Genomic DNA, 15,402 nt, shown 5'->3' on the forward strand with positions numbered 1-15,402 from the left:
CAGTTTATTGTGCTGCCTGGCCGCGACGGCCCTCCTCCTCGCCGGATGCGCAGCAACCGTCGGACAGCCGACCCCTCCCCCGGCGGGCGCGGGCTTCGACTACCAGCTCGGCGGCAGCTACCCGCCGGCCGACGGCGTCGAGCTCGTCGTCCGCGACCGCGAGGCCGAGCCCGCGCCCGGCGTGTACTCGGTCTGCTACGTCAACGCGTTCCAGACGCAGCCCGGCGAGGAGGCGGAGTGGGCGTCGCGCCCCGAGCTGCTGCTGCGGGACGCCGCGGGCGAGCCGATCACGGATCCGGACTGGCCGGACGAGACGCTCCTCGACGTGTCGACGGAGACGAAGAGGGAGGCGCTGGTCGAGGTGGTCGCGCCGTGGCTCGAGGGCTGCGCCGAGAGCGGCTTCGACGCCGTCGAGGCCGACAACCTCGACTCCGCCACGCGTTCCGAAGGGCTGCTGACCGACGACGACACGGCGGCGTTCGCGAGTGATCTCGTCGACGCGGCGCACTGGGCCGGCCTCGCGATCGGCCAGAAGAACGCCGCGGAGCGGGCGGCGGAGATGCGCGGGCTCGGCTTCGACTTCGCGATCACGGAGGAGTGCGAGGTGTTCACCGAGTGCGACGCCTACACGGACGTCTACGGCGAGCGCGTGTACGAGGTGGAGTACACGGACGTCGACGATGCGGACGCGGTCTTCGCGCGGGCGTGCGCGCGCGGCGACGGCATCGGCGTGCTGCTGCGCGACCGCGACCTGCTGACGCCGGAGGACGAGGGGTACGTCTCGGAGCGGTGCTGAAGCACGAGAGAGTCTGCACGGCGAGAAATACCGCCCGACCTCGGGCCGTTCGACGGGTCAGGCGGACGGAAAGGACGGGACCGCCGACGCCGGGCGGGCCGCCTCCCACCAGGCCGCGTGGCGGAGCACGTCGAGGTCGGCGAAGCGGCGGCCGGAGATCTGCAGGCCGATCGCGCGACCGTCGGCCGTGCGGCCGGCGTTGATGCTCGCGGCCGGCTGGCCGGACATGTTGTAGGGCAGCGTGAAGGCGATGTGCGCCATCCCGCGGTCCTCGTGTCCCCACGGCATCGGCCACTCGGCCGGGAACGCGGCGACCGGGGCGACGGGAGACAGGACCGCGTCGAACGGCAGGGTCGCCTCGACGGTGCGGCGCCGCAGCTCGCTGATCGCCTCCGTCGCCTCGAGCACGCGCCGACCGGAGACGTCCGCCCCGCCGTGCACCCAGGTGGTGATGAAGGGGAGGGCGCGCGCCTTCGCCTCGGTCGGGAGGTCGTAGTAGGTGCGCCAGAACCGCACGCGCCAGAACAGGTCGACCTGCTCGAGCACGCCGTCGTCGATGAACGGGGGCAGCGCGACGACCTCCGCGCCGGCGTCGGAGTAGGCGTCGGCGGCGGCGAGCACCGCCGCGCGGATCTCGGGGTCGAGGGGCATGCCCGCGCCGGCGTCCGTGTGCACGCCGATCCGGGTGCCGCGCACGTCGAGCCCGAGGTCGTCCCACGCGATCGCCTCGGGCGGCAGCGAGGTGTAGTCGCGCGCGTCGGGGCGGGCCAGCACCGACATCGCGAGCGCGACGTCGGCGACCGACTGCGCGAGCGGGCCGGCGGCGCGGCCCTGGTAGGGGTTGTCCAGCGGGATGCGGCCGTCGCTCGGCTTGAGCGTCGCGAGGCCGAGCCAGGCGGCGGGCAGCCGCACGGAGCCGCCGATGTCGGTGCCGACGTGGAAGGTGCCGAAGCCGGCCGCCGCTGCGGCGCCCGCACCCGAGGACGAGCCGCCGACGGTGAGGGCGGGGTCGAGCGGGCTGCGGGTGATGCCGTGCGCACTCGAGACACCGGAGGAGAGCATCCCCCAGTCGGGCATCGTGGTGGAGCCGACGATGACGGCCCCCGCCTCTTTGAGACGGGCCACGATCGGCGAGTCCTCGCGGGGCACGACGGCGGCGGCCGCCGCGGTGCCGGCGCGGGCGGGCAGGCCGGCGCGGGAGAGGTTCTCCTTGACCGTGACAGGCACACCGTCGAGGGGGCCGAGCGGCTCCCCCGCGCGCCGGCGCCGCTCGCTCGCGGCGGCCTGAGCGCGCACATCCGCCGGGTCGAGGTCGCTGAAGGCGTTGATCGCGCTTTCGCGCACGGCGATGTCGGCGAGGATCTCGTCCGCCACATCGACGGGCGAGAGCTCCCCCGAGGCGAAGGCGGCGGCGAGGCGCGCGCCGTCGTAGCGCGAGAGGGCGGTCGAGACGGAGGTGTCGGTCATCGGATCTCCTGGCGGTGGCGGATCGAGGGCGTCGCAGCGATCAGCGCCCGGGTGTAGTCATCGGCGGGGTTCTCGTAGATCTCGCGGGTCGAGCCCTGCTCGACGATCTCGCCGCTGCGCATCACGGCGACGCGGTCGCAGAGGTAGCGGACGACGCCGAGGTCGTGCGAGACGAAGATCAGGGTCAGCCGGTACTCCTCGACCAAGTCGGCGAGCAGGTTGAGCACCTGGGCGCGCACCGAGACGTCGAGGGCGCTCACCGGCTCGTCGGCGACGAGAATCCTCGGCCGGCAGACCAGGGCCCGCGCGATCGAGATGCGCTGGCGCTGCCCGCCCGAGAACTGGTGCGGGTAGCGGTCGACGGAGTCGGCGGGCAAGCCGACCGCGCGGATCATCTCGGCGACGCGCGCCTCCCGCTCGGCCTTCGGCACGGCGGCGCCGGTGTTCGCGGCGTTGAGCAGCGGCTCCGCGACGATGTCGCCGACGCGCATCCGCGGGTCGAGCGAGGCCATCGGGTCCTGGAACACGATTTGGAGGCTGCTGCGCAGCTCGGCGAGATCGGCGCGGCGGTGCGTGGTCAGATCGCGGCCGACGACCTCGATCGCTCCGGCGGTCGGGGTGTCGAGGCCCGAGAGGATCCGCAGCAGGGTCGACTTGCCGGAGCCGGACTCCCCCACGATGCCGAAGCGGTCGCCCGCGCGGATCTCGAAGTCGAGTCCGCGGAGGGCCTCGACCTTCTGCGGTGCGGCGAAGAGGGAGGAGCGGCCGCGCGTGTAGGTCTTGGTCAGCCCGGAGGCGCGCACGACGGCCGGCGCCGCGGGGGCGGCCTCGCGCTCGGCGCGGCCCGCGTCCATCCGCGCGACCGAGCGACCCGGGGTGTAGCCCTCGGCGGTGGCGACGGTGAAGAGACGCCCGGCCGCGTCGGTCGCGTCGAGGTCGGAAGCGGCGAGCAGGCCGCGGGTGTACGGGTGCTCGGGCCGGGTGAAGACACGATCGATCGGCCCCTCCTCGACGACGACTCCGGCGTTCATCACGAGCACCCGGTCGCAGGTCTCGCCGACCACGGCGAGGTCGTGGGTGATGAAGAGGAGCCCGGTGTCGCGCTGCGAGACGGTGCGCAGCACGAGGTCGAGCACCTGCTTCTGCACCGTGACGTCGAGCGCGGTCGTCGGCTCGTCGGCGACGAGCAGCGCCGGATCGTTGGCGAGCGCGATGGCGAGCACGACGCGCTGCCGCTGACCACCGGAGAGCTGGTGCGGGTAGGCGCGCGCCGCCTCCTCCGGCGAGGGCAGCCCGACGTCGGCGAGCATCTCGACCGCGCGGCGGCGCGCGGCGCGGCGGTCGGGCTGGGTGCGGTGGATCTCCATCGCCTCCGCGATCTGGCGGCCGACTCGCATCAGCGGATTGAGCGCGGTCATGGGCTCCTGGAACACCATCGCCACGGCGGAGCCGCGGAGGCGGGCGGCCTCCCGCTCGCCCAGGCCGACGATGTCGGTGTCCGCGCCGCCGACCCGCACGCGGCCCGTCGCGGTGACGGTGTCCGGCAGCAGGCCCATGACGGCGAGCGAGGTGAGGGACTTGCCGGAGCCCGACTCGCCGATCAGGCCGACGCGCTCGCCGGCGCCGATGCGGAACGTGAGGTCGTCGACGAGGAGGCGCTCGCCGGCCCGCACCGAGAGACCGGCGACGTCGAGGGCGGACGGACGTGCTTCGGAGGTGCGGGACTCGGGCATCAGCGGTTCCTCATCTTCGGGTCGAAGCGGTCGCGCAGACCGTCGCCGAGCAGGTTGAAGCCGAGGACCGCGATTGCGATCGCCAGGCCGGGCACGATCGCCAGGTAGTCGTAGGCGCCGAGGAACTGCTGCGAGTCCTGCAGCATCCGGCCCCAGGAAGGTGTCGGCGGCTTCGTGCCGAGCCCCAGGAACGACAGCCCGGCCTCGGCGAGCACGGCGATGCCGAAGTTGACCGAGCACTGCACGACGAGAAGGCCGGCGATGTTCGGCAGCACGTGGCGGATCGCGATGGCGAACCCGGAGCGGTTCGCCGCGCGGGCGGCGAAGACGTAGTCCGTCCCCATCACCTGGAGAGTGCCGGCCCGGGCCACCCGGGCGAACGCCGGGGCCGCGCCGATGCCGAGGGCGACCATCGCGGTCGTGGTGTCCGCCCCGAAGACGGCGCCGAAGACGATCGCGAGCAGCAGCCCGGGGAACGCCATCACGACATCGCTGCCGCCCATGATCAGCGAGCCGACGCGCTTGGGCCGCATTCCCGCGAGGATCCCGAGCGGGACGCCGAGGATCGCCGCGATCGCGACCGCGACGGTGCCGACCAGCAGGGTGATCTGCGCGCCGACCATGATCTGGGACAGGACGTCGCGACCGTAGCGATCGGTGCCCAGGAGGTGCGCCGGGCCGGGGAACAGCAGCCTGTCCCCCGGGACGGAGCGCTCCGGGTCGTACGGGGTCCAGACCAGCGAGACGAGCGCGACGACCAGCACGAGCAGGATCAGCGCGGCGCCGATCCAGAGCTGGGCGTCCGCACCGAGGCGCGATCGGCGGAAGCGGCCGGGGACCTTCGGGATCAGCGTGGTCCGCGGCGGGACCGAGCGGCCGGCCGGCGAGCCGGTGCCGGGCGGGAGCATGGCGGTCATGCGGCCCTCCTGAGTCGGGGATCGAGGAACGTGAAGGCGAGGTCGACCAAGAAGTTGATCGCCACGATCGCGACGACCAGCACGGCGACCACGGCCTGCACCGCGAGCAGGTCGCGGTTGCCGACCGAGTCGACGAGATAGCTGCCGAGACCGGGGATGCTGAAGACGCGCTCGATCACGACAGCGCCGATGAAGAGTCCCGCGAGCTGGACGCCGACGATCGTGAGGACAGGGATTCCCGCGTTGCGCAGCCCGTGCTTGACCAGGGCAGCGCCCGCGGTGAGCCCCTTCGAACGGGCGGTGCGGAGGAAGTCCTCGCGCATGATCTCCAGGACGGCCGAGCGCACGTACCGGGTCAGGATCGAGGCCTGCACCGAGCCGAGCGCGATCGCCGGCAGCGCGATGTGCGACAGGAACTCCGGGTCCGAGGGTGGCACCCACCCGCCGGAGGGGAACCAGCGCAGGTCGATCGCGAACACCGCGACGAGCAGCACGCCCACCAGGAAGTTCGGCACCGCGACGCCGAGCTGCGAGACGCCCGAGATGACGACTCCCGAGGCGTGCCGCTGCCGCATCGCGGCCAGGGTGCCCAGCGGGATCGCGACGACCAGGGCGATCAGCATCGCGACCACCACCAGGATCAGCGTCACCTGGAACCGGTCGGAGACGATCGGCGAGATGTCCTGCCCGCTCACGTAGGAGGTGCCGAAGTCGCCGCGGACGAGTCCGCCCAGCCAGTCCAGGTACTGCACGACGAGCGGAGCGTCGGTCCCGTTCGCGTCCCGCCAGGCGGCGAGCTGCTCGGGAGTGGCCTCGATGCCGAGCGCGACCGTGGCGGGGTCGCCGGGCATCACCCGCAGCAAGAGGAAGACGACGATCGTCGAGACGAGGACGGTGGCGAGGAAGTTGCCGACGAGGGCGAGCATCCGCAGCGCCATGGTCAGGACCAGGCCAGCCCGGTGAGATCGAGCGACTCCGTCACCGAGTTGCCCGCGATGCCGGTGAGCCCGGAGTCGGCGATCACGATGTTGGGGAAGAGGAAGAGCGGCACTGCGGGCACGTCGGCCGCGACATCGGCGACCACGTCCTGCATCCCGGTGACCCACTCGTCCTGCGAGGCGGCGTCGGCGGCGTCGGCGGCGGTCCGGACCTCGGCGTTGTCGTAGCCCAGGTAGTAGTCCGGGTCGCCGAAGTTGGCGAGGAAGTCGCGCGGCTCGACGGCCAGGATGACGGACATCTCGTAGTCGTGGCGGGTGAAGACCTTGTCGAGCCAGACGGCGGGGAACTCGTCGGAGGCGATCGTGGCGTCGATCCCGACGTCGGCGAGCTGCGAGACGACGACCTCCGAGACAGCGGTGGCGTAGGGGCGGGTCGGCACGTCGAAGGTGATCGAGAGGTCCTCGGCGCCGGCCTCGGCGAGCAGCTCGCGGGCCTTCTCCGGGTCGTAGGCGTACTCGCCGGTCAGGTCCTCGTAGTACGGATCGGTCGGCGGGACCATCGCGCCGATGAGCTTGCCGTAGCCGGCCCACGCGGTGTCGATGATCGCCTGGCGGTCGAGGGCGTAGGCGACGGCCTGGCGGACCTTCAGATCATCGAACGGCGCCTTCGCGTTGTTCATCGAGAGCATGATCTCGCCGTTGGAGGTGCCCTGGATCACCTGGAAGTCGTCGTTCGTCTCGAACTGCGCGACCAGATCGGGGGCCTGCATGTTGTAGAGCATGTCGACGTCGCCGGCGCGCAAGGCGTTGGTCGAAGCGACGGCGTCGGCGAAGTAGCGCAGCGTCACGTCGGTGACCGCGGGCGCCTCGCCCCAGTAGCCGTCGCGGGCGGCGAGCTCGATTCGGTCGCCGGTGACGCGCTCGGTCACCGTGTAGGGGCCGGTGCCGACCGGCGTGTTAGCGAGATCCGCGACTCCGCTCTCGTCGAACATCAGACCGACGCTGCCTCCCATGTCGAAGAGCCAGGAGTTGCTCGGGCGGCTGAGGACGACCTTCGCCTCGGTCGGCGAGACGACGTCGACGCGGTCGAGCACGGCCATCTTCGCCTGGTTGATCGCCCAGTCCGTCTTCACCCGCTCGAGCGAGAACTTGACGTCATCGGCGGTGAACTCGGCGCCGTTCGAGAACGTGACGCCCTCGTTCAGCACGAAGTCGTACTCCAGGCCGTCCTCGCTGACCGTCCAGGAGGAGGCGAGCTTCGGCTCGAGCTGCCCGTCCTGGCCGACGGCGACGAGGCCCTCGTAGACGTTGTTCATCAGCGCCTGCGGGATGGCCGCCCCCGCGGTGGTCGTGAAGTCGAGGTTGGCCGGCTCGCCGGTGAGGCCGATGATCGCGGTCGGAGCGTGCGCCTCTCCGTCGGATCCGGAGGACGAGGCCCCGGCTCCGGCGCTGCACGCGGAGAGCACGAAGGCGGAGGCGAGAGCGGTCGCGGCGAGCGCGAGGCGGCGGGTTCTGGTGATCACGGGTGCGGCTCCGGGGGTCTGGCGGTGCGTGAGTCGGGAGGGGTGGTCGTCGATCCGAGCTACTGGTCTGACCAGTAGAAGGAACGCTAGGATGGCGTCGCGATACGGGTCAAGCGAGGAAACAAAGATGTAACACCCCTCGATCCGGTCGGCGGAGGGAGAGCAGTGGCGTTCAGTCCCGTTCAGAAGGTCAGCGCGTACGAGTCGATCGTCGAGCAGATCGAGCGCGCCGTCGAAGCCGGCGACCTCAAGCCCGGCGACCGCCTGCCCGGCGAGCGCCAGCTGATGGCGGACTTCTCCGTCAGCCGCGCGGTCGTGCGCGAGGCGCTGCGCGTGCTGCAGGCGACGGGCCTGCTGGAGTCGCGACCCGGCGACCCGCGCGGCCCGATGATCACCGCGTACTCCCCGCGCATGCTCGAGAAGTCGATGGCGCGGCTCGCGCACCTCGAGAGCATCAGCCGTGTCGAGCTGCTGCAGTTCCGCCTGCTGCTCGAGGGCCAGTCCTGCCTGCTCGCCGCCGAGAACCGCACGGCCGACGATCTCGCGGCGATCGAGGAGCACCTCGCCGGTCTGCACGAGGTCGCCCGCGGCGAGGCCGACGGCTTCGGCGAGCGCGTCAACCGCTTCCACGCCGCGATCCGCCGCGCCTCGGGCAACCAGCTGATCGAGGTCTGCGGAAACGTCGTCGGCGGCGTGATGGCGCATCTCGCCGACGGCCGGCTCACCACCGAGACCGACCGCCTCGCGCGGATGCGCCGCAGCGCCGCCGACGCCGAGACGCTCGTCGATGCCCTTCGCCGCCGCTCGGCGCGCGAGGCGGCCGACGTCTCGCGCCGGAACATCTACCGCTACTACGCCGACGACCTCTCCCCCGCCGAGACGGCCGCGCTCGCGAGCTCGCTGCCCGACGCCGTCGATGCGGCGGTCTGACCGGCAGCCGAGTCGCGCAGGTCAACCCCGGAGCCGCACGGCCCGGCGAGTGACAGGCTGGGCGCCGTGCCTTCCTGGTCCCTCGCGCTGCTCAGCGGCGCCATCGGCGGCGCGACCCTCCTCGTCGGAGCGGCGCTCGCCTGGTTCGTCCGTGTCCCGCCCAAGCTGACCGCCGCGATCTCGGCGTTCGGCGCGGGGGTCCTCATCTCGGCGCTCGCCTACGAGCTGGTGCAGGAGGCGGCCGACGACGGCGGACTGCTGCCGACGATCCTCGGCACGCTCGCCGGTGCCGTGGTCTTCGTCGGGGCGGACGGGCTGCTCACCCGCGCCGGCGCCGGGAATCGCAAGAGCGCGAAGGGCTCCGGCTCCGCGGGCGGCGGCACCGCCATCGCCGCGGGCGCCCTGATCGACGGGATCCCGGAGTCGATCGTGCTCGGCCTCTCGGTGGCGCAGGGCGGCGCGGGAGCGGCGATCAGCGTGCCGATCGTGGCCGCCGTGGCGATCTCGAACCTGCCGGAGGGGCTCTCCTCGACCGTCGGCATGAAGGCCGACGGACGCTCCGCCCGCTACGTCTTCACCGTCTGGGGCGGCATCGCGGCGCTCTCCGCGATCGCCGCGCTCGTCGGCTTCCTCGTCTTCGCGAGCGCACCGGGAGCGGTCGTGGCGTTCGTGACGACGGTCGCGGCCGGCGCGATCCTCGCGATGATCTCGAACACGATGATCCCGGAGGCGTTCGATCGGGACGATGTGCTGACGGGGCTGTACGCCGTCCTCGGGTTCGTGACGGCGTTCGCGCTGCACAGTGTTTCTTGAGGACGCCGCGGGGCGGCGTCCTGCGGTCGGCAGAGCGCGGGGGGTGTTTCGCAGAGCCCGGTGCGTGCGCCGACGGGAATCCGCTGGGACGCGGATTCCCGGATACGGCTCGTGCGTGGCCGGGTGGTTCGGAGGACCGCCGGCCGATGGTCGGGGAGAGAAGCATGCTGGTCGAGTAGCCCCGGAGGGGCGTATCGAGACCCGGCCTCTGCAGAGCGGCGGATCTCGATACGCCCGCTCCGCGGGCTACTCGATCAGCATGGGGAGGCCCGCCGCGCGTGCGGCTCGATCAGCATGGGGAGGCCCGCCGCGCGTACGGCTCGATCAGTGTGTGCCGCCCGTGCTGGTGATCAGCACGACCGCAGCATGCTGGTCGAGTAGCCGCGCAGCGGCGTATCGAGACCGGGCGCGTCAGCCGCTGAAGGCGGTCAGGGCGTCGTCGAGGATCGCGAGGCCGCGGGCGACCTCGGCGGGGGTGACCACGGCGGGCGGGACGACGTGGATGCGGTTGTCGGCGGTGAAGGGCAGGAGGCCGCGGGAGAGCAGGTCGGCCTTCAGGCGGCCGACGGCGGCGGCGGGCAGCGGCTCGCGGGTGGCGCGGTCGGTGACGAGCTCGAGCGCCCAGAAGACGCCGGAGCCGCGGACCTCGCCGATCAGGTCGTGCTTCGCCTCGAGGGCGGCCAGGCCGGGGGCGAGGTGCTCGGAGCCGATGGTCTTCGCGTTGTCGACGATGCCCTCCTCCGCCATGGCCTCGAGAGTCGCGACGACGCTCGCCGCGGCGAGCGGGTGACCGGAGTAGGTCAGCCCGCCGGGGAAGACGCGCTCGTCGAAGTGGTGTGCGATCGGGTCGTCGATGAGGACGCCGCCGATCGGCACGTAGCCCGAGTTGACGCCCTTGGCGAAGGTGATCAGGTCGGGCCGGACGTCGAAGGCGTCGAACGCGAACCACTCGCCGGTGCGGCCGAAGCCGGCCATCACCTCGTCGAGGATCAGCAGGATGCCGTAGCGATCGGCGAGCGCCCGCACGCCGGCGAGGTAGCCGGGCGGCGGCGTGAGGATGCCGGCCGTGCCGGGGATGGTCTCGAGCAGCAGCGCCGCGATCGACTCGGGGCCCTCGGCCTGCACGACGCGCTCGAGGTGGTGCAGCGCGCGCTCGCACTCCTGCTCGGGCGTCTCGGCCCAGAACTCGGAGCGGTAGAGGTACGGGCCGAAGGCGTGCACGTGCCCGCGGGCGTACTCGTTGGGGATGCGGCGCCAGTCCCCGGTGGAGACGATCGCGGCGCCGGTGTTGCCGTGGTACGAGCGGTAGAAGGAGACGATCTTGTCGCGACCGGTGTAGAGGCGCGCCATCCGGATCGCGTTCTCGTTGGCGTCCGCGCCGCCGTTGGTGAAGAAGACCTTCTCGAAGCCCTCGGGCGCGCGCTCGGTGATCAGACGTGCCGCCTCGGCCCGGGTCTCGTTCGCGAAGGCCGGGCCGACGGTGGTGAGCACGGCGGCCTGCGCCTGGATCGCGGCGACGACCTTGGGGTGCTGGTAGCCGATGTTGACGTTCACGAGCTGGCTGGAGAAGTCGAGGTAGCGGGTGCCGTCGACGTCCCAGACCTCGGCGCCGAGGCCGCCGGCGATCGGCAGCGGGTTCAGCGCGCCCTGCGCGGACCAGGAGTGGAAGACCCGTGAGCGGTCGGCGGCGGTGACGGAGGCGTTGGTGCTGCCGGTGGGAGTCGTGTCCGAGGGTGTCGTGTCCGAGAGCGTCATACCTCCATCGTGCCGCGCGGGGGCCCGTCGCGGGCGGCCCGCTTTGTCGAAGCGTCGGCCCTACGATGGACAGAACGTCGAATCCCGAGGGAGCCGCCCGTGCCCGCGACCGTCCGCGATCTGCTCGCCGAGCCGGCCTTCCGCCTCCACGTCCTCGCGGGCGTGCACGACGAGGCGGCCCTCGACGCCCCGCTGGTCTGGGCGCACTCCTCCGACCTCGTCGATCCGACGCCGTGGCTCGAGTCGGGGCAGCTGCTGCTCACCGACGGGGTGCACTTCGAGCAGAGCCCCGAGACGCAGGGCGCCGACTTCTCGGAAGCGTACGTCGCGCGCCTGCGCGGCCGGGGCATCCGCGCCCTCGGCTTCGCGACCGGCATCGTGCACGACGAGGTGCCCGCTCCGCTCGTCGCGGCCTGCGCCCGGCAGGGGCTGCCGCTGCTCGAGGTCGCCGATCTGACGCCCTTCATGGGGATCATCCGCTTCGTCGCCGACGTCATCTCGCGCGAGCAGCGCGAGCGACTGGAGTGGTCGCTGGAGGCGCAGCGCCGGGTCGCGCGGGCGGCGCTGCGCCCGGACGGCCTCGCGGCGATCCTCTCGGAGCTGGAGCGCCAGCTGGACTGCTGGGTCGCGCTCTACGACGCGGTCGGACAGCGGGTGCACCTGCCGACCCGGCTCGACGTTCCGGAGGCGGCGGAGCGCTCGGTCGCGGCGGCCGTGCGCCAGGCGCTCGCCCGGGGCAGCCGCGCGGGGCTCCGGCTCGACGACGGCGGCGGCGTCACCCTGCAGACGCTCGGGCAGCGCGACCACCTGCGCGGGGTGCTCGCGGTCGGCACCGGCACTCCCCTGGATCCGGCCGGCAACGACCTGGTGGCGAGCGTCATCGGGCTCGCGAGCATCGCCCTCGAGCAGCGGCGCGCCCTCGACACCTCGCGGCGGCAGCTGCGCTCGGGTCTGCTCGAGCTGCTCGTCGCCGGGGCCTTCGACGTCGCGGCCCGCACGGCGCGGCAGCTCTGGGGCACGCTGCCCGCCGAGCCGGTCCGCGTGAGCGTGCTGAGCGAGCCGGTGCGCGGCGACTCGCTGCTCGACGAGCTGGAGGTGTTCGCGGAGGAGAACGGGGCGCGGCTGTTCTTCGCCGAGCGCGACGGGGCCCTCGTGGTGATCACGGGTGCGGAGGATCTGGCGCTGATCGCGGGGGTGCTGGAGCGGCACGGTGCGCAGGCGGGGTCCTCGGCGCCGATCGCCTGGTCGGAGCTGGAGCGGGGGCTGGTGGAGGCGCGACGCGCGGCCGACCGGGCGACGGCGGAGCATCCGCTGCTCCGCTTCGAGGACGTGTCGGCGCAGGGGATGCGCGGCCTGCTCACGGCTGCGGGTGCCGAGCCGCTCGCGCGGCGGCTGCTCGCGCCGCTGCTCACGCCCGAGGGCGGCGTGCTGCTCGAGAGCGCCCGCGTCTGGCTCCGCTGCAACGGCGCCTGGGAGCCGGCCGCCCGCGAGCTCGGCGTGCACCGGCACACGCTGCGGAACCGCATCACGGCGGTCGAGCGGGCGCTGGGTGTCGACCTGGACGACGTGGACGCACGCACCGAGCTGTGGCTGGCGCTGTGCTTCTCGGCGCCGGTCTCCTCCTCCGTCGTCGATCGGCCGCGGTCGGCCGAGCGAGAGGGGGACGCCCCACAGAGCGACGCACGTCCGCCCACGACGAATCGCTGACACGCGATTCGCCGGTTGCGCTCGACCTTGCGATGGTCGGTGCGCGGTGGCCCCGCGAGATGCCACTTATGAGCAGGACACGCCGTAGAAGTCGCTCATAAGTGGCATCTCGCGGCCCGGCTCAGTTCTGAGGGAAGCCGAGGTTGATGCCGCCGTGCGACGGGTCCAGCCAGCGGCTCGTGATCGCCTTCTGCTGCGTGAAGAAGCGGACGCCCTCCGCGCCGTGGGCCTTGGTGTCGCCGAACAGGGACGACTTCCAGCCGCCGAAGGAGAACGTGGCGACGGGCACCGGGATCGGCACGTTGATGCCGATCATGCCGACCTCGACCTCGTTCTGGAAGCGGCGGGCCGCTCCGCCGTCGTTGGTGAAGATCGCGGTGCCGTTGCCGAAGGCGCCATTGTTGATCAGCGCGACGCCCTCCTCGTAGGACTGCACCCGGACGATGGAGAGGACCGGGCCGAAGATCTCCTCGGTGTAGGCCTTGGAGGTGATCGGGACGTCGTCCAGCAGGGTCGGGCCGAGCCAGAAGCCGTTCTCGTCGCCGTCGACCTCGATGCCGCGCCCGTCGACGACGACCTTCGCGCCGTCCTCCTCCGCGATCGCGATGTAGGAGGCGACCTTGTCGCGGTGCGCCTCGGTGACCAGCGGGCCCATGTCGCAGCCGCGGCGGCCGTCGCCGATCCGCAGGGTCGCGGCGCGCTCCTGGATCTTCGCGATCAGCTCGTCCGCGACCGGCTCGACCGCGACGACGACCGAGATGGCCATGCAGCGCTCCCCCGCCGAGCCGAAGCCCGCGTTGATGGCGGAGTCGGCGACGAGGTCGAGGTCCGCATCCGGCAGCACGAGCATGTGGTTCTTCGCCCCGCCGAGGGCCTGGACGCGCTTGCCGTGGCGGGTGCCGGTCTCGTAGACGTACTGGGCGATCGGGGTGGAGCCGACGAAGGAGATCGACTTGACGTCCGGGTGCTCGAGGAGGCCGTCGACCGCGACCTTGTCGCCGTTCAGGACGGTGAAGACGCCGTCGGGGAGACCGGCCTCCTTCCAGAGCGCGCCGAGCCAGATCGCCGACGACGGGTCCTTCTCGGACGGCTTCACGACCACCGTGTTGCCGGCGGCGATCGCGATGGGGAAGAACCACATCGGCACCATCGCGGGGAAGTTGAAGGGGCTGATGATGCCGACGACGCCGAGCGGCTGCTTCACGGAGTAGACGTCGACGCCGGTGGAGACCTGCTCCGAGTACTCGCCCTTGAGGTGGTGCGCGAGGCCGGTCGCGAACTCGACGACCTCCTGGCCGCGGGTGATCTCGCCCATCGCGTCGGAGAGGACCTTGCCGTGCTCGGAGGTGATGATCTCGGCCAGCTCGCCCTTCTTCGCCTCCAGCAGCTCGCGGAACTTGAACACGATCTGCTGGCGCTTCGCGAGGGACGTGTCGCGCCAGGCGGGGAACGCGGCCTTGGCGGAGGCGACGGCCGCATCGATCTCGGCGGCGTCGGCCAGCGCGACCTCCTTGGTCGCGACGCCGAGCGCCGGGTCGTAGACCGGCGCGGTGCGGCCGGACGACGAGGGCGACGCGGCGCCGTCGATCCAGTGGCCGACGGTGGACAGCGAGGTGGCGGGCGACTCGGCGATGCTCATGGAGTCGAGGGTAGGCGGGGACGGCGCGGACGCGGGGAGCGGATGTGTCCAGGTACCGGCACCTCGGATGGACGGAGCGGCACGGCGGGGGGATCTCGATACGGCCGCTCCGCGGCCTACTCGATCAGCATGGAAGGGGGCGGCGCAGCCTCCGCCGCCGGAGCGAAGCGCGCCAGGGCCGCCGTGATGTTGTCCTGGCCGCCGCGCTCGTTGGCCCAGGCGACGAGCGCCTCCGCCAGCGCGACGGGGTCGTCGCCGACCCGGGCGACGGCGTCGTGCAGCACGGCCGCGAGCTCGTCCGCGGGCGAGGCGTAGTTCCAGAGGCCGTCGGAGCAGACGAGCACCCAGCCGGGCTCGTCGAGCACGGTGGAGGCGAGGGTCGGCGACTCGTCATGGGCGTCAGCACCCAGCCACTTGGTGATGGCATGCGCATCGTGCGCGGACTCGGCCTCGGCGCGGGGGACGCCCGAGGCGATCTGCTCCTGCGCCCAGGAGTCGTCGACGGTCAGCTGCCGGGCGGGGCCGGCGTCGGGGACCCAGTAGCTGCGGCTGTCGCCGACGTTGCCGGTGACCAGCAGCGCGCCGTCGAGGATCGCGGCGGTGAAGGTGCAGGAGGGCGGGTTGTCGCGCTTCTCGGGCACCGCGGCGTCGATCGCCCCGGAGGCGCGCGCGACCGCCATCTGCAGCAGCGCGCCCCAGCGCTCGGCGCCGTGCACCTCGCCGCCGACCTCGGACCGCAGCGCGCTCAGCGCGGCGCGGGCCGCGGCAAGGGAGGCGGTGTCGGAGTCGGGGGTCGAGGAGACGCCGTCGCAGACCACCAGAAGCGCCGTCCGCAGGCCGCCGTCCTCGCCGGCCGTCGCGCCGAGCGCCATCGCGTCCTCGTTGGCCGCGTGCCGGATCCCGCGGTCGCAGACACCGCCGACCAGCGCGTGCGGCGCCTCCGCCCAGTGCTCGCGCTCGGTCGGCGCGCGCTGCCCGCACTGCTCGCAGTAGCCGTCGTCGGCGATCGCTCCGCCGCAGTGCAGGCAGGCGGTCGGGCCCTCGGAGCCGGCGGCGGGCGGTGCGGCCGCGGCGGCCGGGACGATCAGCGTCGTCCCGCAGGCCTCGCAGAAGGCGTCCCCGGTGGAGACCGGTTCGCCGCAGTTCGGGCAGGGCGTGGACAGCTCGGCGCTCACGGAACTCTC

General features: G+C 72.7%; 12 protein-coding genes. 4 read left to right on the plus strand and 8 right to left on the minus strand.

The window, feature by feature from the left end:
* Positions 1–7: 7 nt before the first annotated feature.
* Entirely contained in the window at positions 8–796 is a 789-nt protein-coding gene (locus MT351_RS00335) for an endo alpha-1,4 polygalactosaminidase (RefSeq protein WP_243580975.1), read from the plus strand.
* Positions 797–853: 57 nt separating this feature from the next.
* Here MT351_RS00335 and MT351_RS00340 read toward each other — a convergent pair whose 3' ends face one another.
* The 5 genes from MT351_RS00340 to MT351_RS00360 are packed head-to-tail and all read right to left on the minus strand — an operon-like array spanning position 854 to position 7,374.
* Complete coding sequence (locus MT351_RS00340; protein ID WP_132434728.1) at positions 854–2,263, minus strand: amidase; 1,410 nt, start codon at positions 2,261–2,263, stop codon at positions 854–856.
* Positions 2,260–3,996: an ABC transporter ATP-binding protein gene (locus tag MT351_RS00345; RefSeq protein WP_132434730.1), complete on the minus strand. Its 1,737-nt coding sequence runs from the start codon at positions 3,994–3,996 to the stop codon at positions 2,260–2,262. Before MT351_RS00345 ends, MT351_RS00340 begins: the two co-directional genes overlap by 4 nt.
* Positions 3,996–4,913: an ABC transporter permease gene (locus MT351_RS00350; RefSeq protein ID WP_243580976.1), complete on the minus strand. Its 918-nt coding sequence runs from the start codon at positions 4,911–4,913 to the stop codon at positions 3,996–3,998. Before MT351_RS00350 ends, MT351_RS00345 begins: the two co-directional genes overlap by 1 nt.
* Positions 4,910–5,851, minus strand: a complete 942-nt coding sequence (locus tag MT351_RS00355; protein ID WP_132434732.1) for an ABC transporter permease — start codon at positions 5,849–5,851, stop codon at positions 4,910–4,912. The genes MT351_RS00350 and MT351_RS00355 overlap by 4 nt, the downstream gene beginning before the upstream one ends.
* 2 nt (positions 5,852–5,853) lie before the next feature.
* The gene (locus MT351_RS00360; protein ID WP_132434734.1) at positions 5,854–7,374 is read right to left on the minus strand and encodes an ABC transporter substrate-binding protein; all 1,521 of its coding nucleotides are present in this window, start codon (positions 7,372–7,374) and stop codon (positions 5,854–5,856) included.
* Positions 7,375–7,539: 165 nt separating this feature from the next.
* On the opposite strand from MT351_RS00360, the gene MT351_RS00365 reads away from it, so the two are divergent.
* Entirely contained in the window at positions 7,540–8,304 is a 765-nt protein-coding gene (locus MT351_RS00365; protein ID WP_123701916.1) for a FadR/GntR family transcriptional regulator, read from the plus strand.
* 66 nt (positions 8,305–8,370) lie between these two features.
* Positions 8,371–9,117 (plus strand): ZIP family metal transporter, encoded by a 747-nt coding sequence (locus MT351_RS00370; protein ID WP_132434736.1) that lies wholly within the window; start codon positions 8,371–8,373, stop codon positions 9,115–9,117.
* 411 nt (positions 9,118–9,528) lie between these two features.
* On the opposite strand, the gene MT351_RS00375 is transcribed toward MT351_RS00370, so the two are convergent.
* Positions 9,529–10,872 carry an aspartate aminotransferase family protein gene (locus MT351_RS00375; protein ID WP_132434738.1) on the minus strand — a complete coding sequence of 448 codons (1,344 nt, stop codon included), beginning with the start codon at positions 10,870–10,872 and terminating at the stop codon, positions 9,529–9,531.
* Positions 10,873–10,971: 99 nt separating this feature from the next.
* Between MT351_RS00375 and MT351_RS00380 the strand changes: the two genes are divergently transcribed.
* Positions 10,972–12,579, plus strand: a complete 1,608-nt coding sequence (locus MT351_RS00380) for a PucR family transcriptional regulator (protein ID WP_132434740.1) — start codon at positions 10,972–10,974, stop codon at positions 12,577–12,579.
* 121 nt (positions 12,580–12,700) lie between these two features.
* Here MT351_RS00380 and MT351_RS00385 read toward each other — a convergent pair whose 3' ends face one another.
* Both MT351_RS00385 and MT351_RS00390 read right to left on the minus strand, forming a co-directional pair.
* Positions 12,701–14,218: a CoA-acylating methylmalonate-semialdehyde dehydrogenase gene (locus MT351_RS00385; protein WP_123444932.1), complete on the minus strand. Its 1,518-nt coding sequence runs from the start codon at positions 14,216–14,218 to the stop codon at positions 12,701–12,703.
* A 116-nt stretch (positions 14,219–14,334) separates the two neighbouring features.
* The gene (locus tag MT351_RS00390; RefSeq protein WP_207901588.1) at positions 14,335–15,393 is read right to left on the minus strand and encodes a PP2C family serine/threonine-protein phosphatase; all 1,059 of its coding nucleotides are present in this window, start codon (positions 15,391–15,393) and stop codon (positions 14,335–14,337) included.
* Positions 15,394–15,402: the final 9 nt, after the last annotated feature.

The sequence above is a fragment of the Rathayibacter sp. VKM Ac-2926 genome, assembly GCF_022815565.1.
Classification (GTDB): Bacteria; Actinomycetota; Actinomycetes; order Actinomycetales; family Microbacteriaceae; genus Rathayibacter; species Rathayibacter festucae.